Annotated in this window: 22 protein-coding genes; 11 read left to right on the top strand and 11 right to left on the bottom strand. The window is 75.0% G+C overall.

The window, feature by feature from the left end:
• Window position 1: 1 nt before the first annotated feature.
• On the top strand, window positions 2-535 hold the full coding sequence (locus tag GA0070564_RS18465) for a GNAT family N-acetyltransferase (RefSeq protein WP_091610341.1): 534 nt from the start codon (window positions 2-4) through the stop codon (window positions 533-535).
• 21 nt (window positions 536-556) lie between these two features.
• On the opposite strand, the gene GA0070564_RS18460 is transcribed toward GA0070564_RS18465, so the two are convergent.
• From GA0070564_RS18460 to GA0070564_RS18440, 5 genes are all read right to left on the bottom strand, one after another.
• On the bottom strand, window positions 557-814 hold the full coding sequence (locus GA0070564_RS18460; RefSeq protein ID WP_091609911.1) for a UBP-type zinc finger domain-containing protein: 258 nt from the start codon (window positions 812-814) through the stop codon (window positions 557-559).
• A complete protein-coding gene (locus tag GA0070564_RS18455) occupies window positions 811-2,391 on the bottom strand; it encodes a Na+/H+ antiporter (protein ID WP_091609910.1) in 1,581 nt (526 codons plus the stop codon). Before GA0070564_RS18455 ends, GA0070564_RS18460 begins: the two co-directional genes overlap by 4 nt.
• Window positions 2,392-2,428: 37 nt before the next feature.
• The gene (locus GA0070564_RS18450) at window positions 2,429-3,394 is read right to left on the bottom strand and encodes a TIGR03885 family FMN-dependent LLM class oxidoreductase (protein ID WP_091609909.1); all 966 of its coding nucleotides are present in this window, start codon (window positions 3,392-3,394) and stop codon (window positions 2,429-2,431) included.
• A 96-nt stretch (window positions 3,395-3,490) separates the two neighbouring features.
• A complete protein-coding gene (locus tag GA0070564_RS18445; protein ID WP_091609908.1) occupies window positions 3,491-4,903 on the bottom strand; it encodes an NADP-dependent succinic semialdehyde dehydrogenase in 1,413 nt (470 codons plus the stop codon).
• 15 nt (window positions 4,904-4,918) lie between these two features.
• Window positions 4,919-5,182, bottom strand: coding sequence for a DUF6343 family protein (locus GA0070564_RS18440; RefSeq protein ID WP_091609907.1), 264 nt, complete (start codon window positions 5,180-5,182; stop codon window positions 4,919-4,921).
• Window positions 5,183-5,343: 161 nt separating this feature from the next.
• Here GA0070564_RS18440 and GA0070564_RS18435 point away from each other — a divergent pair, with 161 nt between their 5' ends.
• Window positions 5,344-5,949, top strand: a complete 606-nt coding sequence (locus GA0070564_RS18435) for an antibiotic biosynthesis monooxygenase (RefSeq protein WP_091609906.1) — start codon at window positions 5,344-5,346, stop codon at window positions 5,947-5,949.
• Window positions 5,950-6,047: 98 nt separating this feature from the next.
• The gene (locus GA0070564_RS18430; RefSeq protein WP_091609905.1) at window positions 6,048-6,896 is read left to right on the top strand and encodes a GDSL-type esterase/lipase family protein; all 849 of its coding nucleotides are present in this window, start codon (window positions 6,048-6,050) and stop codon (window positions 6,894-6,896) included.
• Window positions 6,897-6,963: 67 nt separating this feature from the next.
• Here GA0070564_RS18430 and GA0070564_RS18425 read toward each other — a convergent pair whose 3' ends face one another.
• The 3 genes from GA0070564_RS18425 to GA0070564_RS18420 all read right to left on the bottom strand — a co-directional run bounded on the left by GA0070564_RS18425 (window position 6,964) and on the right by GA0070564_RS18420 (window position 9,001).
• Entirely contained in the window at window positions 6,964-7,749 is a 786-nt protein-coding gene (locus GA0070564_RS18425) for an EcsC family protein (RefSeq protein ID WP_425412495.1), read from the bottom strand.
• Window positions 7,750-7,786: 37 nt separating this feature from the next.
• Window positions 7,787-7,936, bottom strand: a complete 150-nt coding sequence (locus tag GA0070564_RS29410) for a hypothetical protein (protein ID WP_176730734.1) — start codon at window positions 7,934-7,936, stop codon at window positions 7,787-7,789.
• A 90-nt stretch (window positions 7,937-8,026) separates the two neighbouring features.
• Window positions 8,027-9,001: a hypothetical protein gene (locus tag GA0070564_RS18420; RefSeq protein WP_091609904.1), complete on the bottom strand. Its 975-nt coding sequence runs from the start codon at window positions 8,999-9,001 to the stop codon at window positions 8,027-8,029.
• 420 nt (window positions 9,002-9,421) lie between these two features.
• Here GA0070564_RS18420 and GA0070564_RS18415 point away from each other — a divergent pair, with 420 nt between their 5' ends.
• The 3 genes from GA0070564_RS18415 (at window position 9,422) to GA0070564_RS18405 (ending at window position 11,639) form a co-directional block, all read left to right on the top strand.
• Window positions 9,422-10,342, top strand: a complete 921-nt coding sequence (locus GA0070564_RS18415) for a proteasome assembly chaperone family protein (RefSeq protein WP_091609903.1) — start codon at window positions 9,422-9,424, stop codon at window positions 10,340-10,342.
• Between the two features lie 139 nt (window positions 10,343-10,481).
• A complete protein-coding gene (locus tag GA0070564_RS18410; protein ID WP_091609902.1) occupies window positions 10,482-11,279 on the top strand; it encodes an exodeoxyribonuclease III in 798 nt (265 codons plus the stop codon).
• A 39-nt stretch (window positions 11,280-11,318) separates the two neighbouring features.
• On the top strand, window positions 11,319-11,639 hold the full coding sequence (locus GA0070564_RS18405) for an antibiotic biosynthesis monooxygenase family protein (RefSeq protein ID WP_091609901.1): 321 nt from the start codon (window positions 11,319-11,321) through the stop codon (window positions 11,637-11,639).
• Window positions 11,640-11,657: 18 nt separating this feature from the next.
• Here GA0070564_RS18405 and GA0070564_RS18400 read toward each other — a convergent pair whose 3' ends face one another.
• Together GA0070564_RS18400 and GA0070564_RS18395 are read right to left on the bottom strand one after the other, a co-directional pair.
• A complete protein-coding gene (locus GA0070564_RS18400; RefSeq protein ID WP_425412501.1) occupies window positions 11,658-12,380 on the bottom strand; it encodes a class F sortase in 723 nt (240 codons plus the stop codon).
• A gap of 752 nt (window positions 12,381-13,132) precedes the next feature.
• Window positions 13,133-13,750: a hypothetical protein gene (locus tag GA0070564_RS18395; RefSeq protein WP_091609900.1), complete on the bottom strand. Its 618-nt coding sequence runs from the start codon at window positions 13,748-13,750 to the stop codon at window positions 13,133-13,135.
• Window positions 13,751-13,879: 129 nt separating this feature from the next.
• Between GA0070564_RS18395 and trmB the strand changes: the two genes are divergently transcribed.
• From trmB to GA0070564_RS18370, 5 genes are all read left to right on the top strand, one after another.
• On the top strand, window positions 13,880-14,611 hold the full coding sequence (gene trmB / locus GA0070564_RS18390) for a tRNA (guanosine(46)-N7)-methyltransferase TrmB (RefSeq protein ID WP_091609899.1): 732 nt from the start codon (window positions 13,880-13,882) through the stop codon (window positions 14,609-14,611).
• Window positions 14,612-14,739: 128 nt separating this feature from the next.
• Window positions 14,740-17,253 (top strand): DEAD/DEAH box helicase, encoded by a 2,514-nt coding sequence (locus GA0070564_RS18385; protein ID WP_091609898.1) that lies wholly within the window; start codon window positions 14,740-14,742, stop codon window positions 17,251-17,253.
• Between the two features lie 59 nt (window positions 17,254-17,312).
• Window positions 17,313-20,129: an AfsR/SARP family transcriptional regulator gene (locus GA0070564_RS18380; RefSeq protein ID WP_176730733.1), complete on the top strand. Its 2,817-nt coding sequence runs from the start codon at window positions 17,313-17,315 to the stop codon at window positions 20,127-20,129.
• 114 nt (window positions 20,130-20,243) lie between these two features.
• Window positions 20,244-20,768 carry a sigma-70 family RNA polymerase sigma factor gene (locus GA0070564_RS18375; protein WP_218104959.1) on the top strand — a complete coding sequence of 175 codons (525 nt, stop codon included), beginning with the start codon at window positions 20,244-20,246 and terminating at the stop codon, window positions 20,766-20,768.
• 85 nt (window positions 20,769-20,853) lie between these two features.
• Window positions 20,854-22,764, top strand: a complete 1,911-nt coding sequence (locus GA0070564_RS18370) for an AfsR/SARP family transcriptional regulator (RefSeq protein WP_091609896.1) — start codon at window positions 20,854-20,856, stop codon at window positions 22,762-22,764.
• Window positions 22,765-22,837: 73 nt separating this feature from the next.
• Here GA0070564_RS18370 and GA0070564_RS18365 read toward each other — a convergent pair whose 3' ends face one another.
• Entirely contained in the window at window positions 22,838-26,173 is a 3,336-nt protein-coding gene (locus GA0070564_RS18365; protein ID WP_091610333.1) for a S8 family serine peptidase, read from the bottom strand.
• Between the last annotated feature and the right edge of the window lie 122 nt (window positions 26,174-26,295).

Here is a 26,295-nt window from a genome sequence, read left to right as displayed (position 1 = left end):
CATGACCGACCGACCGACGATCACCGTGCGCCCCGGCGGCCCGGCCGACGCCGACGCGGTCCTGGGCATGTTCGACTCCGCCATCGCCTGGCTGGTGGCGCGCGGCCGGACCGGTCAGTGGGGCACCGAGCCGGGTTCGACCGACCCGGCCCGGATCGCGCAGGTGCGGGCGTGGGCGAACGGCGACGGGCTGTGGCTGGCCGAGATCGACGGCCGGTGCGTCGGCGCGCTGGTGGTCGGGGCGGCCACCGAGTACGTTCCGCCGCCCACCGAGCCGGAGCTGTACGTCAACCTGCTGATCGCCGACCGGGCACACGCCGGCCTCGGCGTCGGGTCGCGGCTGCTGGAGCACGCCGCCGAGCTGGCCCGGCAGCGCGGGGTGGGAGTGCTGCGGGTGGACTGCTACGCCGGTGACGACCGGGCGCTGGTGCGGTTCTACGAGAGCTGCGGCTTCACCGCCACCGACCCGTTCACGGTCGAACGGCCCGGCCGGCCCCCGTGGCCGGGCCAGGTGCTGGCCCGCCGGCTCGACTGAGGGCCGCCCCGGCGGGCGGGCTCAGCCGATCTCCTCGTCGGCGAAGCACCACCGCCACGCCTCGCCCGGCTCGATCGACCGCATCACCGGGTGCCCGGTCGACGCGAAGTGCTTCGACGCGTGCTGGTACGGCGACGAGTCGCAGCAGCCGACGTGCCCGCAGGTGAGGCAGGACCGCAGGTGGACCCAGTCGGGGTTGCCGATCGCCACACAGTCCGGGCACTCGGTGGTGGTCGCCGGTTCGGCGGTCCCGGCCTCGGCCAGGTGCTGGCAGCTCATTCCTTCTCCTCCTGGCGCAGCAACGACTCCTCCAGATCCAGGTCACGATAGGCCCGGACCAGGACCTCCTCGGGGATCTTCCCCGAGTCGCGGGCGGCCCGGAACACTTCCCGTTCCGCGTCGATCATCTCCTGTCGCAGCCGACCGTACGCCTGGGAGGGGGTCTCCCGCTCGGTGCCGCCGAGCCGTTCCCAGGCCAGGTTGGTGCGGCTCTGCACCAGACCCTCCAGCCGCTCGACGACGGACCGGGGCGCCCCCTCGGCCAGCGCGTCGAGGCGTTCCCGGGCGGCCCGGCCGGCCTGCTGCTGGACGGCGGCGGCGGAGAGCGCGTCCTGGACCGGATCGTCCTGGGGCAGCTTCAGCCGCCGGGCGACGGCGGGCAGGGTCGCGCCCTGGGCGACCAGGGTGGCCACGATCACCGCGAAGGCCAGCCAGATGAACAGCGCCCGCTGGTAGGGCCGGTCACCGGCCAGGGTGAGCGGCAGCGCCAGCGCGGCGGCCAGGGTCACCACGCCGCGCATCCCGGCCCAGCCGAGGACGATCGGCACCTGGACCGGCGGGGCCGGGTCCCTGCGCCGGACCCCGGGCACCAGCCGGGCCAGGTAGGTGGCCGGGAAGAGCCAGACGAACCGGGACAGGAAGACCGCCGCGAGCACCGCCGCGGTGATCCCGGCCAGGAAGCCGAGCGGCTCGTCCAGCTCGCGGACCACCTCCCGCAGTTGCAGGCCGACCAGCAGGAAGACCACGCCCTCCAGCAGGAAGCGGGCCAGCCGCCAGAAGGCGGTGGTCTGCAACCGGGAGGCCGCCGACAGCAGCAGCGGCAGCTTGTGCCCGATGCCCAGGCCGGTCACCACCACGGCCACCACCCCGGAGGCGTGGATCTCCTCGGCGGCGAAGACCACGATGAACGGCACGATCAGCGACAGGGCGTTGTCCAGCACCGGTTCGTCGATCTTCTTGTGCAGCCAGCCGAAGACCACCACGCCGAGCAGGCCGACCACGATGCCGCCGCCGGTGGCGACCAGCACCTCCCGGGCCACGTACCCCACCCCGACCCCGCCGCTGCCGGCGGTGGCCGCGGCGATCGCCACCCGCAGCAGCACCAGCGCGGTGGCATCGTTGACCAGGCTCTCCCCCTCCAGGATCGTGACGATCCGGCGGGGCAGGCCGACCTTGCGGGCGACCGCGGTGGCGGCGACCGCGTCGGGCGGCGCCACCACCGCGCCCAGCGCCAGGCAGATCGAGTACGGCAGCGCGGGCAGGAACAGGTGCACGACGGTGCCGACCACGAACGCGGTGAAGATCACCAGCCCGACCGCGAGCAGCAGGATCGGCCGCAGGTTCAGCTTGAACGCCGGCACCGACGTCTCCAGCGCGGCCACCCAGAGCAGCGGCGGCAGGATGCCCACCAGCACCAGGTCCGGCTCCAGCCGGACCTGCGGGAAGCCGGGCAGGTAGGACAGGGCCAGACCGAGCACCACCAGCAGGATCGGCGCGAGCAGGCCCAGCCGGCGGGCCAGCGCGGCGCCGAAGGTCGCGATCGCCAGGAAGATCACGACCTCGAAGAGAGGTTCCATGAGGTACGAGCCTAGGCGGCGGCCGCGGTCCTCCCGATCAGCCGGCGGTCCGCAGTTTCGGCAGCACCTCGGCGCCGAAGGCGTCGATGAAGGCCCGCTGCTCCTGCCCGACGTGGTGCAGCGCGATCTGGTCGAAGCCCAGCTCGACGTACTCCTCCAGCCAGCCGACGTGCCGGCCCAGGTCGGCGGAGACGTTCACGGTCGAGGCGACCTTCTCCATCGGCACCTGCTCGCTGACCGCGTCGAAGTGCTCGGCGGTGTCCAGGTCCCAGCAGACCGGCGGCGGGAAGACGTTGCTGCGCCACTGGTCGTACGCGATCGCCTCGGCCTGGTCCTGGTCGGGGGCCCAGCTGACGTGCACCTGCAGGTGCAGCGGCCCCCGCCCACCGGCCTGGCGGTACGCGTCGATCATCTGGCGCAGGTGCTCGGTCGGCGCGTTGACGGTGATCAGGCCGTCGGCCCAGTCGGCGACCCAGCGGGCGGTCTCGACGCTGACCGCGGCGCCGATCAGGGCGGGCGGCTGCTCGGGGCGGGTCCAGAGCTTGGCCCGGTCCACCCGGACCAGGCCGTCGTGGCTGACCTCCTCGCCGGCCAGCAGCGCCCGGATCACGTCGACGCACTCGCGCAGCCGCGCGTTGCGCAGCTCCTTGCGGGGCCAGCCGTCGCCGGTGATGTGCTCGTTGCTCGCCTCGCCGCTGCCCAGCGCGGCCCAGAAGCGACCCGGGTACATCGCGCCGAGGGTGCCGATGGCCTGGGCGATGATCGCCGGGTGGTAGCGCTGGCCGGGGGCGTTGACCACGCCGAAGGAGAGGTTGGTGGCCTGCAGCGCCGCGCCCAGCCACGACCAGGCGAAGGCGGACTGCCCCTGCCGGGCGCTCCACGGGGAGAAGTGGTCCGAGGACATGGCGGCGCCGAAGCCGGCCCGTTCGGCGTGGATCACCGCCTCCAGCAGCTTGGTCGGGTGGATCTGCTCGTGGGAAGCGTGGAAGCCGAACACCGTCATGGGCGCACCTCCTACCCACCCGGGCAGACATGTAAGCAGGGGCCCCCTGTTAACGCCTCGCGTTGTACAGGGGGCCCCTCTTAACAGGTGGGTGGGCTATTCGGAGTGCGCGCCGGCGCCGGCGCCGGCCTCGCCCTCGCCGATCCAGACCGTCTTGGTGTTGCAGAACTCCCGCATCCCCACCGCCGACAGCTCCCGGCCGTAGCCGGAGTTCTTCACCCCGCCGAACGGCAGCTCCGGATAGGACGTGGTCATCCCGTTGATGAACACGTTGCCGGCGTCCAGGTCGGTGGCGAAGCGCTCCTGCTCGGCCGGGTCGGTGGTCCAGGCGTTGGAGCCCAGCCCGAAGGTGGTGCCGTTGGCGATCTCGATCGCCTCGGAGTAGGACGACGCCCGGTAGAGGCCGGCGACCGGGCCGAAGACCTCCTCGGACCACATCCGCATCGCAGGCTTCAGGTCGGTGACCACGGTCGGCGGATAGAACCAGCCGTCGCCGTCGGGCTTCTCGCCGCCGCAGAGCACCGTCGCGCCGTTGTCGACGGCGTCCTGCACCTGGTCGTGGATCTCGTCGCGGCCCCGCTCGCTGGCCAGCGGCCCGACGTCGGTCTGCTCGTCCATCGGGTCGCCGACCCGCAGGGCGGACATCCGGGCGGCGAACTTCTCGGCGAACGCGTCGAACACGTCGGTGTGCACGATGAACCGCTTCGCGGCGATGCAGGACTGGCCGTTGTTCTGGCAGCGGGCGGTGGTGGCCACCTCGGCGGCCTTGTCCAGGTCGGCCGAGGGCATCACCACGAACGGGTCGCTGCCGCCCAGCTCCAGCACGGTCTTCTTCAGCTCCCGGCCGGCGACCTGGGCGATCGACCGGCCGGCCGCCTCGCTGCCGGTGAGGGTGGCGGCGCGCACCCTCGGGTCGCCGAGGATCCGCTCCACCGCGTCCGAGCCGACCAGCAGGGTGCTGAACGCGCCCTCCGGGAAGCCGGCCCGGCGGAACACGTCCTCCAGGTAGAGCGCGGTCTGCGGCACGTTGGAGGCGTGCTTGAGCAGGCCGGTGTTGCCGGCCATCAGGGCCGGCGCGGCGAACCGCATCACCTGCCAGAGCGGGAAGTTCCACGGCATCACCGCGAGCACCGGCCCGATCGGCTGGTAGCGGACGAACGCCCGCTTCGCCTTCACCGCGCCCGCGTCGGCGGGCTCGTCGGCGAGCATCTTCTCCGCGTTGGCGGCGTAGAAGCGGCAGGCGGTGGCGCACTTGGTGACCTCGGCCTTCGCGGCCGCGTACGTCTTGCCCATCTCGGTGGTCATCAGCCGCGCGGTGGCGTCCCGCTCGGCGTCGAGCAGGTCGGCCGCGGCGTTCAACCACTGCGCCCGCTGGGCGTACGTGGTGTCGTGCAACTGCCGGAACGCGAGGTGCGCCCGCTCGATGGCGGCGTCGACCTGTTCGTCCGACATCGGGTCGTACGTCTTGAGCACCTGTCCGGTGGCGGGGTTGGTGGTGGCGATGGGCATCGTGTCGTACTCCTGTCACTCGAACAGTGAGTGCCGCGCGCCCGGCTGCTCGCGGTGCCGGGCGGCGCGGCGACGCTGGACGACGACCAGGTCGACCACGGCGACCAGGGCGACCAGCGCACAGACCACGCCGAGCCACACCACGTGCGCCCGGAACGCCAGCACGGCGAAGAGGGTCATGGTGACCAGACCGAACGCCGCCAGCGCCAGGCGCAGGTTCAGCGCGCTGTACGCGTGACCGACCGTCCCGCGGGCGCGCCGGGGCTGGGATCTCGTCATTGCATCGGGCTACCCCCGCTGGTGCCGCCCTAACCGGGGCGACCCCGGCCGTGATCCGGGCCACCGGAGCCCGGGTGCGCGGGATGCGACGCCCGGTGCGTTGCGTTACAACCCAGCGCCGTGACCGGGCCCAGATCGACGTCGACCGGAAGGATGAGGGCATGACCATGACCCAGACGATGCCGGTGACCGTCGCGATCGCCCGACGCGCCGATCCCGCCCGCAGCCACGAGATGATCGCGTGGATGCGGGCCGGCAGCGCGCTGGCCGAGGGCTTCCCCGGCTTCCTGGGCGTGGGCTGGGTGCAGAGCGCACCGGGCTCGCCCGAGTGGCACATGCTCTACCGCTTCGCCGACGACGAGACGCTGCGCCGCTGGGAGGAGTCGCCCCAGCGCACCTGGTGGCTGACCTCCGCGCAGGGCATCGTCGAGCACACCCGGGTGGAGCGGCGTACCGGCATCGAGGGCTGGTTCGACACCCCGGTGGACCACGTCGTCGAGATGCCGGCGGCCGAGCCGGCGGTCCCGCCGGCCCCGCCCCGATGGAAGCAGGCGGTGACGATCTGGCTGGCCTTCTTCCCGCTGAGCCTGACCGCCACCCTGCTCACGGCCCGGTTCATCCCCGACGTGCCGCTGGCCGCCCGGACGCTGCTGATGACGCTCTGCCTGACCCCGCTGATGACCTACCTGGTGCTGCCCCGGATCACCCGGGCCCTGCACTGGTGGCTGCACGGCCAGCCGGCGCCGTGGCGGGCCGCCCGCCGCTGACCCACGGGTCCACCGGTGACGGGCAGCCCCTCGACAGACGTCGATCGACCGCATAGGGTTACGACGCCGTTGCTCTCCGCGTCGAACCGGGGTGGACCATGCCACGTCGCTGGGTCGCCGCCGTCGCCTGCCTGGCGGCGCTCGTCGCCCTCGCCTGCGAGGGCGGTCAGGCGTCTCCCCGACCGTCCCGCGACGCACCTCGGCCGAACCTGCCGACCAGCATGACGGCGCTGGGTGACTCGATCACCGCCGGCTTCGGCTCGTGCGTGGTGCTCACCTCGTGCCAGCGCAACTCCTGGTCCACCGGGGACGGCCTGCGGATCGACAGCCACTACCAGCGGCTGCTGGAGATCGATCCGGCGCTGCGCGGCCGGGCCCACAACCGGTCGGCGTCCGGGGCCCGGGCCGCCGCGCTGACCGGCCAGGCCGAGGCGGCGGTCCGCGACCGCGCCGACTACGTGACCGTGCTGATCGGGGCCAACGACGCCTGCCGGGGCGGCATCGACCAGGTGACCCCGGTGGCCACCTTCCGCGACCAGGTCGACCGGGCCCTGCGGGTGCTGCGCAAGGGCCGGCCGAAGGCGCGGGTGCTGGTGGTCAGCATCCCGGACCTCTACCGGCTCTGGCAGGTGGGGCACGCCGACGACCGGGCCGTGCGCGCCTGGCGGTACGGCGTCTGCCCGGCCCTGCTGGCCGACCCGACGTCGACCGCGCCGGCGGCGGTCGCCCGACGGGCCACCTTCCGGCAGCGGATCGACGACTACAACGCGCAGCTGCGCGCGGCCTGCCGGGCGTACGGGTCACGCTGCCGGCACGACGGGGGCGCCGTGCACCGGGTGCGGTTCTCCCTGGACCTGGTCAACAAGCTGGACTGGTTCCACCCCAACGCCACCGGCCAGCGCCGGCTCGCCGAGGCGACCTGGCGCGCCGCCGGCTGGGCCGACTGACCGGCCGGCACCGGCTGGGCCGACCGGCCGGCCGCCGCCGGCTGGGCCGACCGGGCGCCGCCGCGGGCTATGCGGGCCGACGATCGCGCGGTGCCGGCACGGGCGGCGACCCGGCCCGGTAGAGGGTGCGGGCACGGCCGGCCAGGTCGGTGGTGGCCGACGAGTTGGCCCAGGTGCCGAGGACGATCGCCGCCCCGGGGATCACCTTGGCGGCCACCCGCTTGGCGGCGCGAACCCCGGCCATCTGCGCCAGGCGTACGCCGAGGCGGAGCATGGCCCGGCCGAGCGGGCTCTGCCCGCCGGCGCCGAAGAGCGCTCCGGCGCGCTCCCGCCCGGCGGCCACCCCGAGGGCGAGCCGGGCACTCTCGGCGACCTTGTGCACCTTCTGGAGCACCAGCAGGTCGGTGGCCCGGTCCGGGTGCTCCGGATCCACCTCGTACGCCGCGGCGACGTGCAGCACCATCCGGGCCTGGGTCCAGGCGAGCACCCCCACGTCGATCACCGCGCCGGGCAGTCCCGCGGCGCCGGAGACGGCGCCGGAGAACCGGGCGTGGTTGACGAACCGGCGGACGGCCTGCTCGGCCAGCTCCTCGGCGGAGACGCCGGGCCGGTCGGCCCGGGCCCGCTGCGCCCAGCGGGCGGCCTCCGGCCCGAGCCGGCGTACCGCCTCGAGGGCGAGGTGCTCCGGGGCGTACTGCGGGTCCTCGCGCATCCGGTCCCAGAGTCGGGCAGGTGGGGCCTCCGGCGCGTCCGCGCCGTCGGCCGGCGCCGGGCCGGCCGCGGGCGGCGTGCCGGGCTCGGGCAGCGCGGCGTCGCGGCCGGTGCTCGGGTCGGTGGACGCGGAGTCGGTCACGAATGCTCCCGGGGGTCGAGGGACGGCTGCGCCGCGGTCAGCGGCGTCGGCCGGAGAGCCGGGCGGCCAGCTGGCGCAGCCGGGCCTGGTTCTGCGGCTTGGCCATCTCCCGCCGACCGCGCTCGACCAGCTGCTGCCCACGGGGCGAGCGCAGGAACGTGCTGATCCGTCGCACCAGTGCTGACATGTCGACCTCCAGTTGATTGCTCCTCTTCATGTGTACCCCGCGGAGACAATCCTCAAGCGTCCACAGTGGCCGGACGGAGCCGGCGGCCGGTCAGTTCCGGCGCGGGTAGATCGCGTCGACCACCTCGGTGGCCGCCCACTCCCACTGCGCGTACGCGTCGGGGAAGGCCGAGACCTGGACGATCTGAGCGGCCAGGGTGAGCGGCATGTCCTGCCAGCCGGGGACCTGGAGCAGCACGGAGAGGAACGCCTGGGTGGCGAACTCCGGGTCCATCAGCTGCTCGACGGTGCCCCAGCCGCTGCTCGGCCGCTGCTGGAACAGCCCGACCGAGTCGTGGTCCCAGCCGATCGCCTGGTGCGGGTAGTCCTGCGACTCGGGCAGCACGCCGCTGGCGTAGTTGAGCAGGGTGCTCTCCTGCATGGCGGTGGCCACCGCGATCACCATCGCCTGCCGCGGCACGCCCATCTTCTTGGCCGAGCGCACGATGGCCTTGGCGTTGTCCATCTGCGTCTCGTCGAGGCCGGCGACCGGGGCGGCGTCGACCAGGACCGGCTTCGGCCGGGGCTTCGGCGTGACCCTGGGCTTCGGCTTCTTGGTGGCGGTGGGCTTCTTCGTCGGTGTCGGGGCGACGTCCGGGTCCGGGGTCGAGGTGGCGGTCGCGGAGGGCCGGGGCGAGGGCGGGGCGGCCACGGCGGCGCGCTCCAGGCCCCGCGAGGCCGGCTCGGCTGCGGCCCGCTCGGCCCGCTCGGCGAGCCCGACGGTCCGGCCCGCCGAGTCGGTGAGGCCGCCGCCGAACTGGGTCACGCCGGCCGCGGCGCCGAGGCAGCAGACCAGCCCGGTGGCCACGGCCACCCGGGTCCGCGCCGGGCGCCCGCCGGCGCCGTCGGTCGCGGTGGTCGGGTTAGCCCCCTGGTCGGAGCGGGTACGGGGAAACAGGCGGCCGAGGATCCGGCCCTGGCGGGGATCACGGGAAGCGCCGGTCCGATCGGACGAGGGGATATCGTCCGAACGGCCAGTCGTGCCTTCGGGGGCGTACTGGTCGTCGAGGGTGCCGTCGTCACGCATCCGACGAGGCTAGGCGGAGATCCGCATGATCACGCTGGGTCATCACGTGGCGCTGAACACAAACAAGACCCCGCAAGGTCGACAGTTCACCGGTTATCTACCCAGGGCCCGTCAAACCGCCCGGGTCGGGCCAACCGGTCAACTGCCCCGCCGCCGGGCGGGGCAGGCGGGAAGCACGCGCGCCGGCACCCGACCTGCCAAGATCACCCGCATCGGTCGTACGGCCGACCCGCCGTCGGCCCGTACGGTGGATGTCTGGTCATCCACGGCCCCGGCCACGAGGTCGGCGGCCCGATGGGACGGCCCGACGGCCGGTGATCCGGCGCCTGATGGAATGGATCAGGATTGCGGGTGGTTCCCCGAACCGGGTGCCGTTCCCGCGCGGCGCCCGTACGCGCGTTTCCCAGGAGGTCCCTACCGGTGCTCGACCCACACGAGCTCTACCAGCTCACCGACGACCTGCCCGACCTCGGCCAACCCGTGCTCATCCAGGCCCTGACCGGCTTCGTCGACGCGGGCAACGCCACCCGGCTGGCACGCGAGCAGCTGCTCACCTCGCTGGAGGCGCGTCCCATCGCCACCTTCGACGTCGACCAGCTCTTCGACTACCGCTCCCGGCGCCCGGTGATGACCTTCGTCGAGGACCACTGGGAGCACTACGACGCCCCCGAACTCACGCTGCACCTGCTGCACGACGACGACGAGACCCCCTTCCTGCTGCTCACCGGCCCCGAGCCGGACCTCCAGTGGGAGCGGTTCGCCGCCGCCGTGGCCGGGCTCGCCGCCCGCCTCGACGTCCGACTCACCGTCGGGCTCAACTCGATCCCGATGGCGGTGCCGCACACCCGGCCCACCGGGCTCACCGCGCACGCCACCCGCCCCGAGCTGATCGCCGGCTACGAGCCGTGGCTGCAGCGGGTCCAGGTGCCCGGCAGCATCGGCCACCTGCTGGAGTACCGGCTGGGCCAGCAGGGTCGCGACGCCCTCGGCTTCGCCGCCCACGTGCCGCACTACGTGGCCCAGGCCGAGTACCCGGCCGCCGCCGAGGTGCTGCTCAGCTCGGTGTCGCGCAGCACCGGCCTGCTGCTGCCGCACGACGGGCTGCGCGCCGCCGCCGAGGTGGTCCGGGTCGAGATCGACCGCCAGGTCGCCCAGACCGACGACGCCGCCGCGCTGGTCCAGGCCCTGGAGGAGCAGTACGACGCGTTCGCCCGCGGACGCGGCGAGAAGAACCTGCTGGCCGCCGAGAACGGGCCGCTGCCCACCGCCGACGAGCTCGGCGCCGAGCTGGAACGCTTCCTGGCCGAGCAGAGCCGCCCGAACGACACGCCGGGCAGCTGATCTCCGGCACTCCGGCACTGCGGCGCTTCCGGCGTGCGTGGCGTGCCGGGCGTCAGAGGGGCCCCTTGTCAACAGACGTCTGTCGACAAGGGGCCCCTCCTTCGCGGCGGGCGGGCCGCCGATGCGGCAGGCTGGACCCATGCGCCTGGCGACCTGGAACGTCAACTCGGTGAAGGCCCGCCTCCCCCGGCTGCTGGACTGGCTCGCCGGCACCGCGCCGGACGTCGTCTGCCTGCAGGAGACCAAGTGCCCCGACGGGGCGTTCCCGGTCGCCGAGGTCGGCGAGCTGGGCTACACGGTGGCCAGCCACAGCGACGGCCGGTGGAACGGGGTGGCCATCCTGTCCCGGGTCGGGCTGGCCGACGTGACCGTCGGGTTCGCGGGCGAGCCCGGGTTCCCCGAGCCGGAGGCCCGGGCCATCTCCGCCACCTGCGACGGGCTGCGGGTCTGGTCGGTGTACGTCCCGAACGGCCGCTCCCCCGACGACCCGCACTACGCGTACAAGCTGGCCTGGTTCGCGGGCCTGCGGGACGCGCTGGAACCGGAACTCGCCGGAGGCCTGCCGGTGGCGGTCTGCGGCGACTTCAACGTCGCCCCCACCGACGCCGACGTGTGGGACCCGGCGCTGTTCCGGCACTCCACCCACGTCACCCCCGCGGAGCGGGCCGCCCTGGCCGCCCTGCGCGACCTCGGCCTGGACGACGTGGTGCCGACGCCGATGAAGGGGCCGCACCCCTACACCTACTGGGACTACCGGGCCGGGATGTTCCACCAGAACAAGGGCATGCGGATCGACCTGGTGTACGCCTCCGCCCCGTTCGCCCGCACGGTCCGCGCGGCCTACGTCGACCGGGAGGCCCGCAAGGGCAAGGGACCCTCCGACCACGCCCCGATCGTGGTCGACGCCGACCTGGTGCCCGCCGTCGAACCGCTCTGAGCCGCTGCGGGCCGGGCCGCGGCGGCTAGGGTGGGGCGCATGGCAGTCGTGAAGATCAACGCGATCGACGTCCCGCCGGGTGCCGGCGAGGAGCTGGAACGGCGGTTCGCGGCCCGGGCCGGCGCGGTGCAGAACTCCCCCGGCTTCCTCGGCTTCGAGCTGCTGCGCCCGGTGGCCGGCGAGACCCGCTACTTCGTCTACACCCGCTGGGAGACGGAGGAGGCCTACCAGGCGTGGGCGGCCGGCCCGTCCCGGGCGGCGCACGCCGGCGGCGAGGGCGGCGAGCAGCGGCGACCGGTGGCCTCCGGCGCGACGCTGCTGGAGTTCGAGGTGGTCCAGCAGGTGCCCGGCAAGGGCTGACGCTCTCCCCGGCGACGGTCAGGGGCGGCGGGTCTCGACCAGCGAGGCGAAGGCGATGACGTTGTCGGCGTAGCCGGTGCCCCCGCCGACCCAGTCGCCGCCGCAGGTGATCAGGCGCAGACCGGGCGGCCCCTGGTCGCCGTACACGCGGTCGGCGGGGAGGTTGTCCTTGTCGAAGTACTCGACCGAGTCGACCTTGAAGACGACCACGCTGCGATCCGCCCGGGTCACCTCGATCCGGTCCCCCGGCTTCAGTTTTCGCAGGCCGTAGAAGACCGACGGGCCGGTCTTGGTGTCCACGTGACCGACGATGACCGCCGGGCCGGGCTCACCGGGGGTCGGGCCGCGGTCGTACCAGCCGGTCTCGTTGTGCCGGCTCAGCGGCGGCACCGCGATGGTGCCGTCGGCGGCCTGGCCGACCGCGGAGACCGGCGCCACCACCTTGATCGCCGGCACGCTGAGCCGGATCGGGCGGCTCGCCGGCAGCCGGGCGGGTTCGTCGCGCGCCGCGACCGGGGCCCGTTCGGTCGCCCCGCCGCCGGTCAACCGGTCGAACGGGCCGGCGGTGCGCCCCAGTCCCGCCCCGGTGGCGAAGATCCCGAACAGCACCAGCACGATCGCCAGCGGGCCGGACCAGGGGCGACGCCCCCGACCCCGGTCCGGGCGGGACGCGGTGCCGGCCGCCGGCGGGACCGGCGGCGGGGCGTCGGCGGGCCGGGCGGCCCGCTCGGGGGCGACCAGGTCCCGGCCGACCACCGGGCGGACCACCGAGACCCGCCGGGCGGAAGACGGGCCGGCGGCCGGCGGTGACGAGACCGGCTGCCAGGCGCCGACCCAACGGGCCGCCCGGGACAGCTGCCCCCGACCCGCGCCCGGTGGGCGGGACCGCAGGTCACCGGGCGGCTGGTCCACCGCCCACCAGCTGCCGCCGGCCGGGGCGGGCGGCGGCCGGCCGTCGGACGCCGGTGGTACCGCCGGGTCGGGGCGAGGTCCCGGGGACGGCCCGACCCGCTCGGGAGCGCCCGGCGACGAGGTCCGCGGTGACGGCTCCGGCTCCCAGATCGCCGCCGACGGCGCCGGCTCCCGGAGCCGCGACCCAGCCGGGTCGGGCTCCCAGATCGGGGCCGGCGCCTCGGTGTCCGGTATCTCCGGCCCGGGCGCCGCGCCGGAGGTGGAGCCGCGCTGCCGCCCGTCCGGGCGTGCCGGCCGTCGGGCCCGGGACCCGTACACCCGGCCCGTGGGTCGCCCGGCCACCCGGTGCCCGGACGGCACGGCGGCGGCCGGGACGGACGGCGCACCGACGGCCGGATCGGAGGTGGCCGGAACCGACGGCGCGGCGGCGGACGGTGCGGCGGTGGCCGGTGGTTCGGCCGCGGACCCGGGTGCCTCGACGGCCGGCGAGGCCGGCTCGGGCGGCGGGTCGGCGACCGGGAACGGGGAGGGACGCCGGCCGCGGGCCGGTGGCGGGGCGGTGGGCGACGCCACGGCGGGCCTCAGCGCCGGACGGTGCCGCGCGGCCGACGACGGGCGGTCAGCCCCACGGCCACCCCGGCCACGGTGAGCGCCAACCCACCGGGAACGAGCAGCCCGCCCAGCCCTCCGGAGTCGGCGGTGCCGCCGAACCCGGTCGCCGGGCCCCGGCTGGGCCGATGGGTGGGCGGGTGCGTGGGTGGGTGCGTGGGCTGACGGGTCGGCGACGCGGTCGGGCGTACCGACTTGACCACCTGGAGCATGGTCGAGGCGGTCTCGCCGCCCCGGCACTCCAGCTTGACCCGGTAGTTCCCCGGTCGGGTGCGGTCATGGACCATCGGCGAGGCGGTGAGCAGACCCCGCTGCGGCTGCACCTGGACCCGGCCGAAGGCGTCCGACACCGCGATCGCGGGCACCGAGTTGTCCCGGCAGCTCGCCCGGATGCCGACCAGGTAACCCGCCTCCACGGTCGCCGGGGTCACCTCGATGAAGATCACGTCACCGGCGGCCGGGGTCTCCTCGACGGGGGCCGGTTCGCCCCGGACCTGCGGCGCGCCGGCGAACGCCGGGGCGGCCGCCGACAACGCGCCGACGAAGGCCGCGACCGCGACCGCCGCGCCGAGCCGCGTGACTGACCTCATGACCCCTCCCGGCGCCGTGGGCCGTACCGCGCAGCGGACCGCCCGTCCTGCCGTACGGGATGAATCCTCTCACCCCCGGCCGCCCACCACATCCGTTCCGGCGGAGCCGTCACGTACGCTCGGTCCGCTGTGACCTCCACCGACCCGAACCCCGTTGCCGCGCGCCCGCCGGGCCCCGCGTCCCGCATCCGCACCTTCCACCCGCGCCGCGGCCGGATGAGCGGCCGGCAGACCGACGCGTTGGACCGGCTCCGGCCCACCTACGGCTTCGACATCGCGACCGAGCTGACCGGGCCGCTCGATCCGGCGACGCTCTTCGGCCGTCGGGCCCCGCTGGTGCTGGAGATCGGCTCCGGGATGGGCGACGCGACGGCGGTGATGGCCGCCGCCGACCCGGGCCGGGACTATCTGGCGGTCGAGGTGCACACCCCCGGAATCGCCAACCTGCTGGACCTGGTCCAGCGGCAGGGTCTGCACAACGTGCGGGTGGCCGAGGGCGACGCGCTGGACCTGGTCCGGGCGCTGCCGGAGGGCTCGCTGGACGCGGTACACGTCTTCTTCCCCGACCCGTGGCCCAAGTCGAAGCACCACAAGCGGCGGATCATCCAGCCGGAGCACGTGGCGCTGCTGCGCTCCCGGCTGGTCCCGGGCGGCACCCTGCACTGCGCCACCGACTGGGCGCCGTACGCCGAGTCGATGCGCGAGACGCTCACCGCCGACCCGGAGCTGGTCGACGTGCACGGCGGGTACGCTCCCCGACCGGCGCACCGCCCGGTCACCAAGTTCGAGCGGCGGGCGCTGGCCGCCGGCCGGCCGGTCTTCGACCTGGTCCACCGGCGGGTCGACGCGACCCGGGGCTGACCGGCGGGCGTACCCCCAGCCGGCGCGGGCGCGGAACCGGACCCGCGGGACGGCGCGGGCCACCGGCGGGCGTCGCGGCGGACCCGGTTGGCGCGAGGGGCCATGATCCGGGCACGATGGGAGCCGCCATGACTCTCACCGCCGCGCTGCCGAAGACCGCCGACCCCGACACCCTCTACGACGCGTTCGCCACCTGGGCGTCCGAGCGCGGCCTCGACCTCTATCCCCACCAGGAGGAGGCGGTCATCGAGATCGTCTCCGGCGCGAACGTGATCATGAATACGCCGACCGGCTCGGGCAAGAGCCTGGTGGCGATCGCGGCGCACTTCGCGGCGCTGGCCGACGACCGCACCACCTTCTACACCGCGCCGATCAAGGCGCTGGTGTCGGAGAAGTTCTTCGCCCTCTGCGAGGTCTTCGGCGCGGAGAACGTCGGCATGCTCACCGGGGACGCCAGCGTCAACGCCGACGCCCCGATCATCTGCTGCACGGCGGAGATCCTGGCGAACCTGGCGCTGCGCGAGGGCGCCCGGGCCGACGTCGGCCAGGTGGTCATGGACGAGTTCCACTTCTACGCCGAGCCCGACCGGGGCTGGGCGTGGCAGGTGCCGATCGTCGAGCTGCCGCAGGCGCAGTTCGTGCTGATGTCCGCCACCCTCGGCGACACCACCCGCTTCGTCGACGACCTGAGCCGGCGTACCGGCCGGCCCACCGCCGTCGTCCGCTCGGCCGAGCGGCCGGTCCCGCTGATCTTCTCGTACGCGACCACGCCGCTGCACGAGACGCTCGAGGAACTGCTGGAGACCAAGCAGGCCCCGGTGTACGTCGTGCACTTCACCCAGGCCGCCGCCCTGGAACGCGCCCAGGCGCTGATGAGCGTCAACGTGTGCAGCCGCGCCGAGAAGGACATGATCGCCGCTGCGATCGGCAACTTCCGGTTCACCTCCGGCTTCGGCAAGACGCTGTCCCGGCTGGTCCGGCACGGCATCGGCGTGCACCACGCCGGCATGCTGCCCAAGTACCGCCGCCTGGTGGAGACCCTGGCCCAGGCCGGCCTGCTCAAGGTCATCTGCGGTACGGACACCCTCGGCGTCGGCATCAACGTGCCGATCCGCACGGTGCTCTTCACCGGCCTGTCCAAGTACGACGGGGTGCGGACCCGGCTGCTCAAGGCCCGCGAGTTCCACCAGATCGCCGGCCGGGCCGGGCGGGCCGGCTTCGACACCATCGGCCGGGTCGTCGTGCAGGCCCCCGAGCACGTCATCGAGAACGAGAAGGCCCTCGCCAAGGCCGGCGACGACCCGAAGAAGCGCCGCAAGGTGGTCAAGAAGAAGCCGCCGGAGGGCTCGATCGGCTGGGGCGAGCCGACCTTCCAGCGGCTGGTCGACGCCGAGCCGGAGCCGCTGACCTCCAGCTTCCAGGTCAGCCACTCGATGCTGCTCAACGTGATCGGCCGCCCCGGCGACGCGTTCACCGCGATGCGGCACCTGCTCACCGACAACCACGAGGACGCCGCCGCCCAGCGCCGGCACATCCGCCGGGCCATCGCCATCTACCGGGCGCTGCGCGCCGGCGGGGTGGTCGAGGAGCTGCCCGAGCCGGACGAGACCGGCCGGCGGGTCCGGCTCACCGTCGACCTGCAACTCGACTTCGCGCTCAACCAGCCGCTCTCGCCGCTGGCGCTGGCCGCCATCGAACTGCTCGACGCCGAGTCCCCGTCGTACGCCCTCGACGTGCTCAGCGTGATCGAGTCGATCCTCGACAACCCGCGGCAGATCCTGTCGGCACAGCAGTTCAAGGCCCGCGGCGAGGCGGTCGCCGCGATGAAGGCCGAGGGCATCGAGTACGAGGCCCGCATCGAGCTGCTCGACGAGGTGACCTGGCCCAAGCCTCTCGCGGAGCTCCTCGGCGGGGCGTACGAGATGTACCGCCAGGGGCACCCCTGGGTGGCCGACCACGAGCTCTCCCCCAAGTCCGTCGTCCGGGACATGTACGAGCGGGCGATGACCTTCGGCGAGTACGTGCAGTTCTACGGGCTGACCCGCTCCGAGGGGCTGGTGCTGCGCTACCTCGCCGACGCGTACAAGACGCTGCGGCAGACCGTCCCCGAGGACGCCAAGACCGAGGAGCTGGTCGACCTCATCGAGTGGCTGGGCGAGCTGGTCCGCCAGGTCGACTCCAGCCTGATCGACGAGTGGGAGCGGCTGCGCAATCCCTCCGACGTCGCCGACGCCGCCCAGGCGCACGCCTCCCTGGAGGAGAAGGTGCCGGCGGTCACCCGCAACGCCCGGGCGTTCCGGGTGCTGGTGCGCAACGCGCTGTTCCGCCGGGTCGAGCTGGCCGCCCTGCGGCGCTGGGACCTGCTGGGCGAGCTGGACGCGGCGAACGGGTGGGACGCCGACGCCTGGGCGGACGCGCTGGAGCCGTACTTCGAGGCGTACGACTCGATCGGGGTGGGTCCGGACGCGCGCGGGCCGGCGCTGCTGATGATCGAGCAGGGCCGCGACACGTGGACCGTGCGGCAGATCCTGGACGACCCCGACGGCGACCACGACTGGGGCATCAGCGCCCAGGTCGACCTGGCCGCCTCCGACGAGGCCGGGGTGGCCGTCGTCCGGATCACCGACGTCGGCCAGCTGTAGGCCGCCACCTGGCGACCGGCCGGTCGCCGGGTGGCGGAGGGCCGGTTACCGTTGCCGCCGTGCGCGCGGCGGTGGACCAGACGATCGGCTTCTCGGTGCTCGGCCCGGTCCGGGTCCTGCGCGCCGGCGTGGAGCTGCCGCTGGGCGCCCGCCAGCAGCGGCTGGTGCTCGGACTGCTGCTGGCCCGGGCCGGCGCGCCGGTCTCCCTGGCGGAGCTGGTCGACCTGCTCTGGGAGGAGGAGGCGCCGGTCAGCGCCGCGAACGTCGTGCACCGGCACGTCGGGGTGCTGCGCCGGCTGATCGAGCCCGACCTGCCCACCCGGTCCACCGGCCGGCACCTCCTGCGGGACCTCTCCGGCTACCGGCTGCGCGCCGACGAGGAGTCCCTGGACCTGCTGAGGTTCCGGTCGCTGAGCCGGCAGGCGGGACGCAGCCTGCGCGACGGCGACCCGGAGGCGGCGCTGCGGCTCGCCCTGGACGGACTGCGGCTCTGGCGCGGCCGGTGCGCCGCCGGCCTGGAGCCGACCTCCCGCCGGCATCCCGCCTTCCTCGCCGTGGAGGCCGAACGCGCCCAGACCGTACGCGACGCCGCCGACGCCGCCGAACGCTGCGGGCGGCCGAGCGCAGTGCTGGCGCCGTTGCGGCAGGCCGCCGGGGAGCACCCGCTCGACGAGTCGCTCCAGAGCCGGCTGCTGCTGGCGCTCGCCGCCGACGGCCGCCAGGCGGAGGCCGTCGAGACGTACCGGGCGGTACGCCGCCGGCTCGCCGACGAGCTGGGCATCGACCCGGGCGAGGAGCTGCGGGAGGCGTACGACCGGGTGCTGCACCAGCGCACCGGGCCGGCGCGGACGGCGGGCCCGGCTCCGCTCCCCCGCCCCGCGCAGCTCCCCCCGGACCTGCCCTTCTTCGCCGGCCGGGGTGACCTCATCGCCGCGGCCCGGGCGGCGGTGGCACGTCCGGGCGGGCCGGCGGTGCTGGCGATCGACGGCATGCCGGGGATCGGCAAGACCGCCCTCGCCGTCCACCTCGCCCACGAGTTCGCCGACGACTATCCGGACGGGCAGCTCTACGTCGACCTGCGCGGGTACGACGGACGGGAACCGGCGATGAGCCCGGCCGAGGCGCTGCGGGGCTTCCTCGGCTCCCTCGGGGTGCCCCAGGAACGCATCCCCGCCGAGCTGCACGCCCAGGCGGGCATGTACCGCAGCAGCCTCGCCGGCCGGCGGTTGCTGATCGTGCTGGACAACTGCCGCGACGCCGACCAGATCCGGCACCTGCTGCCGGGCACCCCCGGCTGCCTGGTCATCGTCACCAGCCGCTGCCGGCTGAGCAGCCTGCTGACCGCGGCCGGCGCCCATCCGCTGCCGGTCGACCTGCCGAGCATCGACGAGGCCCGGGCGGTGCTGCTGCGGCCACTGGGCGCCGGTCACGGCACGGCCGACCCGGCGGCGGTCGACGCCGTCATCGCCGCGTGCGGGCGGCTGCCGCTGGCGCTGGCCGTGGTGGCCGCCCGCGCGGCCAGCCTGCCGCGCACGTCCCCGCAACGGATCGCCGCCGAGCTCGCCGAGGCCTCCGGGAGCCTGGACGGGTTCGACGGCGACGACCCGCAGAGCGGCCTGCGCGCCGCCTTCTCCTGGTCGTACCGGTCGCTCTCCGCGCCGGCGGCCCGGCTGTTCCGGCTGCTGCCGCTGCACCCCGGCCCGGACGTCTCGGTCGCCGGGGCGGCCGGCCTGGCCGGCGTGCCGGTGCGGGACGCGCGCGCCCTGATCGGCGAGCTGAGCCGCGCGCACCTGGTCGGCGAGGACCCGCCGGGTCGTTACCGCGCCCACGACCTGCTGCTGGCCTACGCCACCGAACTCGGCGAGGAGCACGACAGCCCGGCCGACCGCTCGGCGGCGGAGCTGCGCTGCCTGCGGTTCTACCGGGCCACCGGCTACCAGGCACACCGGCGGCTGCTGACCTCCGAGGACCAGCCGTTGATCGAGCCGGGGCCGGGCGAGACCCCACTGCGCTTCACCGACGACGGCGAGGCCATGCGCTGGTTCACCGCCGAGCGGCCGGTGCTGACCGCGCTGGTCGGCCGGGCCGCCCGGCAGGGCCGGCACGCCGACGCCTGGCACCTCGCCTTGGGCATGCAGCACTTCTTCGACCGCAGCGGCCGGTTCGCCGAGTGGACGGCGACCGGCGAGGTGGCCCTGGCCGCCGCCCGGGCCGGCGGCGACCTGGTCGGTCAGGCCCGGATGCACCGCAGCCTCGCCGGGGCCGCCTACTTCCGGGGCGAGCCCGAGACCGCGCTCGACCACCTCGACCGGGCGCTCGATCTGCTCGCCCGGCTCGGCCTGGACGGCGAGCGGACCCGGGCCGAGATCAACCGGGTGATGATCCTCAGCGTCCAGGGGCGACACGAGGAGGTGGTCCGGGGGTTGTCCGCGGCGCTGGAACCGGCCCGCGCGGTGGGCGACGACAAACTGCTCGCCGACACCCTGGTCATCCTGGCCGCCAGCCACGCCGAACTGGGCCGGGCGGAATCGGCCGTCCGCTGCGCCGAGCAGGCGATGGCGCTGTCCCGGGCGACCGGGTACCGGCTGGGCGTCGCCGAGGCGTGGGAGGCGCTCGGTCGGGCGTACTCGGCCGGCCGGGAGCCGACCCGGGCCGTCGAGTGCTGGCGCGAGGCGGCCGTCGCGTACCAGGAGGCCTCGGCCGCGGCACCGGCGGCGGAGGTGCTGGCCCTGCTCGGTGACGCCCTCGCCGCCGGCGGCGACCGGGACGCCGCGGTACGGGCCTGGCGGGAGGCGCTGGCCCTGATCCCGTACGCGCAGTCCCGCACCGGCCGACGGCTGGCCGACCTGCTCGCCGGGGTCACGTCGCGTCCCTGACCGACAGCGGCCGGCGACGGCACTCGATCGGCACTTCCACGTCAGTCCGTCAGCACCGCGCCTGCCTAGGCTCGAGCCGCATCCACCGTTGCTCCTGGCTGTTGGGGGTATCTCGTGCTGCGGGCACCCGACGAGGCGCCGGCCGGTCCGGCCGAGCTGATGACCGCGCTGCACGCCGCGCACGCCCGGGCCGTGCTGCGGCTGCTGCTGGTGCTGACCCGTGGCCAGCGGCAGACCGCCGAGGACCTGCTCCAGGAGACGATGCTGCGGGCCTGGCGGCACCTCGACGCGGTGCCGGTCGAACCCGACGCCGCCCGTCGCTGGCTCTGCACCGTCGCCCGGCGGCTCGTCGTCGACGGCGTCCGGCTGCGGCGGGCCCGCCCGACCGAGGTGCAGCTCGTCGACCTGACCTGGATCCCCGCCCGGGACGACACCACCGGCAGCGCGCTGGCGGCGCACGCCATCCGGTACGCGATCGGCCGGTTGAGCCCGGCGCAGCGCAGCCTGCTCTCCGAGGTCTACCTCGTCGGCCGGTCGGCGGAGGAGGTCGCGGGCCGGCTGGGGGTGCCGATCGGCACGGTGAAGTCCCGCACCCACCATGCGCTGCGCGCCCTGCGTACCGGCATGGGGGTGGCCTGAGCAGCGGCGACGCGCTGAGTCGCGGCTCACATTGCCGCCGCGTCCGACCGCCGCGCCGGGCGGTGGCTGACATGCTGCGGCGACCATGGCCGCCCGTCCTGCCCCGACCGCCGTACCGCTCTCGTTCGCCGTCCTCGGTCCGGTGCGGGCCTGGCGTGCCGGGTCCGAGATCGACCTGGGGACCCGGCAGCAGCGGCTGATCCTGGCGTCGCTGCTCGTGCGGGCGGGCGGCGCGGTGAGCGTCGCCGAGCTCGTCGACCTGCTCTGGGAGTCCGGCCCGCCGCCCAGCGCGGTCAACGTGGTGCACCGGCACGTCGGGATCCTGCGCCGGCGCTTCGAGCCGGAGCTGCCCGCCCGGGAGGCCGGTTCGGTGCTGGTCCGCGACGGCGCGGGCTACCGGCTGCGGGTCGACGGCGACTCGCTGGACCTGCTGCGCTTCCGGTCCCTGGTCGCCCGGGCCGGCGGCGGCGCCGGCCGGCCGGACGTCGAGCTCTACCGGCAGGCGCTGGCGCTGTGGCGGGACCGCTGCGCCTCGGACCTGCGCGGCGGAGGTCGGGTCCCCGCCGCGTTCGCGGCGGTCGACGGCGAGTGGTCCGCGGCGGTCCGGTCCGCGGTCGACGCCGCACTGCCGGTCGGTCGGGCGCACACCCTGCTGCCCGCGCTCCGGCTGGCCGCCGGGTACGAGCCGTTGGACGAGGCGCTGCACGCCCGGCTGCTGCTCGCGCTGGCCGCCGACGGCCGGCGCACCGAGGCCCTGGCCACCTACGCCGAGATCGCGCACCGGCTCGCCGACGAGCTCGGCATCCGGCCGGGCGGTGAACTCCGGGCGGCCCGGGACAGCCTGCTCGATGCCGCCGACACCGCCCGGCCGTCCGGTGCGGCGGCGGCGGACCGACCCGGGGCGCCCGGGGGCGGCGGGTCCGGGCCGCCGCGTCACCGGCCGGTGCGGCCCGGCCCGCCGGCGCAGCTGCCGGCCGACCACCCCTTCTTCACCGGCCGGGGTGACCCGCTGGCCGCCGCGGAGGAGGCGCTGCTCGGCGCCGACCGGGCCGGCACGCTGATCGTCGACGGGATGCCCGGCGTCGGGAAGACCACCTTCGCGGTGCACCTGGCCCACCGGCTCACCGCCCGCCACCCCGACGGGCAGCTCCACGCCGACCTGCGCGGCTTCGACGCCGGCGACCCGGCGATGACACCGACGGAGGCGCTGCGCGGGTTCCTGTGGTCCCTCGGGGTCGCGCCGGCCGCCATCCCGGCCGAGCTGCACGCCCAGGCCGGCCTCTACCGCAGCATCCTGGCCGAACGCCGGATGCTGGTGCTGCTCGACAACTGCCGCGACGCCGACCAGCTGCGGCACCTGCTGCCCGGCAGCGGAAGCAGTCTGGTCATCGCCACCAGCCGACGTCGGATCACCGGCGCGACGGGCGCCCACCGGCTGCACCTCGACCTGCCGGCCGAGGCGGAGGCCCGGGAGCTGTTCACCCGCCGGCTGGGCGGCGCGGCCACCGCCGCCCCGGCCGCCGTCGACGAGATCGTCGCCCGGTGCGGCCGACTGCCGCTGGCCCTGGCGCTGGTCGCCGCCCGCAGCGTCGCCCGGCCCGGGCTGGGCCTGCCCGCGATCGCCGCCGAGCTGGCCGACGCCGACGGCCGGTTGACCGGCTTCGGTGACGGGTACGCCGAGCTGGAGGCGGTCTTCTCGTGGTCGTACCGGGCCCTGACGCCCGGGGCGGCCCGGCTCTTCCGGCTGCTGCCCCTGCACCCGGCCGGGGAGCCGGGCACGGAATCGGTGGCGGCGCTGGCCGGGCTCTCCCCGCGTACCGCCCGGGGCCTGCTCGCCGAGCTCGGGGCGCAGTCGCTGGTGCAGGCCGCCGGCGGTGACCGGTGGCGGATGCACGAGCTGCTGCGCGCGTACGCGGTGGAGCTCGGGGAGGAGCACGACGACCCGGCCGAGCGGTCCGCCGCGGTCGCGCGGGTCCACCGGCTCGACCGGGGCTGACCGACACCGTCGGGTGGGCCGTGGCCGGTGGCCCGGACGCGACGCCGGCGGGCGCCGCGTCCGGGTTACCCGGTCAGTACCGGTAGGCGCGGATCACGGTCTGCTTCACCGTGTTTCCGGCGGTGTCCGTCGCCGCGGCACGCAGCGAGACGAAGCCGGTGCCGACCGGGTGGCGCACCCAGGCGACCGCCGTCTCGCCGGAGCGCCGCACGGTCAGCTGCCGCCACGTCGCGCCGTCGTCGAAGGACGCCTCGACGGTCAGGTCGGTGGTCCGCCCCGGCGCCGCGCCGACCTGACGGTCGAGCGTGACCGGGATCGGGAACAGCTGGTTGGCCGGCGCCCGGTTGTCGACGGTCAGCTCCGGGTCGTACCGGACCGCCGTCATCGGCAGCTTCACCAGTTCGCCGTCGGCGACGTGCCCGGAGGCGAACGTCCACTCGGCCTGGACCACTGTCGACAGGGCGAACGCCGGGTCGCTGCGGAAGGTGGCGGCCAGCCGGTACCGACCCGCCTCCGCCGGCACGTCCCACGACCAGGGCGTCTGGTTGGCCGCGCCGACCTTCACCCCGTCGCGGTAGAGGTCCACCTGCACGCTGCCGCCCCGGACGTGGCGGAAGCCCATGTGCCCGGCGCCGTCGCCGTGCAGCGGGCCCGGGCCGCCGATGGTGTCGCCCCAGTAGCGGGTGGCGAACTGCTGGCCGAAGTTCGGCTCCGGGAAGACCGGGCCGGCCACCCCGTTCGCCCACTTCACGGTGTACGTGCGGCCGGGCTGGAAGCTGGTCCACGCCGACTGGTAGTACGTGTAGCCCAGCTGGGCCGACGAGGACTGCCAGACCGCCTGCTTGTCCTGGTTGTAGTACTCGGTGATCGTGCGCGGCACGTCGTAGGTGAAGGCCGGCGGGATGTTGCGGTCGTCCCGGTAGACCGGCGAGTTGCCGGGCGCGTGCGCGACCGCGGTCCGCCAGGCCGCCACGCCGGGCACGTCCGCGCTGATCCGGGAGCGGACCGTGGCGAAGTCACCGGCGCCCAGCCGGCGGTTCAGCCCGGTCATCATCCGCTCCGGCTCGTAGAGGTAGACCCGGTAGGCGTACGGGCTGTTGTGCAGCGTGCCGTCCTTGGCGATCTGCCCCCACATGCCGTGCACGTAGGAGACGAAGCCCGGCGTCGCGCCGGCCCCCACCTGCGCGGTCCGCACGTGGTCGAAGGGCACGTTCATGAGTACGCCGAACGGGTCGTTGCCGCCCCAGATCCGCGGCTGCTCGGTCCGCATCGTCCAGCCGGACTCCTGCCAGACCGCGGTGGCCTTGCGGTTCGGCACCGACACCACCAGCGGCTTCGCCAGCCGGGCGTCCATGGTGAGGGCCTGGTCCCCGGTCAGGTCGAGGCTCGGGCGCACCAGCGACGTGATGTCCGCGGCGTTCGGGTCGCCGGTCACCAGGTACGTCTGGACCAGGTAGCGGCCCGCGCGGACCCGGTACCGGGTGGTCGACGGGTCGTCGAGCACGAGGATGGTCTGCCGGTCCAGGTCGGTCAGGACGGTCACCCAGGACTGGTCGGCCGTGGGCGCTCCGCCGTCCGGGCCGACCAGGGTGAGGGCGAGCTGGTGGCGGGCGATGTCCAGGGCGACCGGGGTCTGCACCTGCGTACCGCCGCCGGTGGCGGTCACCTCGCCGCCGACGTAGCGGTCGGGCAGGTCGGCGCCGGCCTGCACGGTCACGGTCACGCTCGCCGTGCCGCCCGCCGGGACGGTCACCGAGGAGGCGTCCAGGCCGAACAGGCCGGCCGGCGCCGGGGCGCCGTCGGCGTCCCGGGCGTCGAGGGAGACGGCCAGGGTGAGCGGGGTGGCGCCGCTGTTGGCGTACGTGATGGTCCGCTGCTGCACGGCGCCGGTCCGCTCGAAGGCGACGCTCACCGGGCTGGCGGTGACGGTCTGGCCGATCGCCCGGGCGACGTCGAGGACGCCCGCACCCTGCTCGTAGACGCCGATGGCGGCGTTCGGGCGGGCGGCCGCCATCAGCGTGGACTTGATCCGCTCCGGGGTCCAGTCGGGGTGCTGCTGGACCAGGATCGCCGCCGCGCCGGCCACGTGCGGCGTGGCCATGGAGGTGCCGGAGAGGTTGGTGTACTGCGGGTTCTGCTCGTCCGGCCAGCGGTCGGAGGCCGCACTGCGGGCGGCGAGGATGCCGACACCGGGGGCGGTGATGTCCGGCTTGATGCCGGCGTCGCCGACGCGCGGTCCCCGGCTGGAGAACTCGGCCAGCTCGCCGGCCTTGCTGACGGCGCCCACGGTCAGCGCCTCGTCCACGCCACCGGGCGAGTTCACGGTGGACTCACCGGCCATGCCGGTGTTGCCGGCCGCGACGACGAACAGCACGCCGTAGCGGTGGGTGAGGTCGGACAGGGCCGCCTCGATCGGGTCCGTTCCGGGGCTGTCCGTACCGCCGAGGCTCATGTTCGCCACCTTGACGCCCTGCTCCGCCGCCCAGGTCATGCCGGCCACGATCGCCGACTCCGGGCAGCCCTGCTCGGTGCAGACCTTGGCGCTGTAGAGCCGCGCGCCGGGCGCCATGCCCTTGAACCGGCCCTGCGACGCGGCGGCGGTGCCGGCGATGGTGGAGGCGACGTGGGTGCCGTGGCCGACCCGGTCGAGGGTGTCGGCCTCCGTGGTGAAGTTGGCCACCGCGGCGACCTGGTCGGCCAGGTCGGGGTGGGTCTGGTCGACGCCGGTGTCGATGACGCCGACCTTCACCCCGGCCCCCGTCCAGCCGGCCTGCCAGGCCTGCGGCGCGCCGGTCAGCGGGACGCTGACGTCGAGGGTGGGGTGGCGCAGACCGTCGAGCCAGACCTTGTCGAACCCGACCCGCAACCGCCGCTCGGGACCGCTGCCGGCCTCGGTGAGCCCGTTCCAGAAGGACACCGCTTCGGTACGCCGCTCCGCGACGGCGCTCGCGCCGCGCAGTTCCCGGGTGGTCCGGGCGCCGGTGAGTCCGGCCGGGGCGGCGGCCCGGTGCGCGACGATGAGCGGCAGGGTGGCCCGGCTGTCGTCGTACCCGAAGCCGATCAGCGTCGAGATGTCGAAGAGCCGCGCGTCGAGCCGGCCCTGGTTGAGCAGGCCGACGGCGTCGGCGGGGACGACCCGTACGTCCGTGCCGGCGCTGTGGGTGAGGAACGGGATCCGCTCCCGCCCCTTGCCGGGCTCGACGTCGACGGTCGTCCGGCCCGCCACGGTGCTGACGTGGACGGTGTCCCCGGTGAGCAGGGTGACCGACCGCGGCTCGGCGGCGACCGCCGGAGTCGGCGCGGGGTGCCCGGGCCGGGGCTGCGCCGAGGCCGGCGCACCGCCCGGTGCCGCCGCCGCGACGCCCAGCACCAGCAGTGCCAGCGTCGATATCGTGCGAACTGAACGCATCATGCTCCCTGGATGAACGCGAGAGGTATCCGGACCGTCCAGACGTCGCAGGCGGTCCGCCGTTCACCCCGAGTGACCTGGATCACAAAAATCGCGTCGTGCCTCTTCTGCACAAGCCACCC

This window comes from Micromonospora mirobrigensis (assembly GCF_900091555.1).
Lineage (GTDB): Bacteria > Actinomycetota > Actinomycetes > Mycobacteriales > Micromonosporaceae > Micromonospora > Micromonospora mirobrigensis.
Note: the sequence above shows the minus strand (reverse complement) of the source record. Positions and strands in the feature narration are given on the sequence as shown.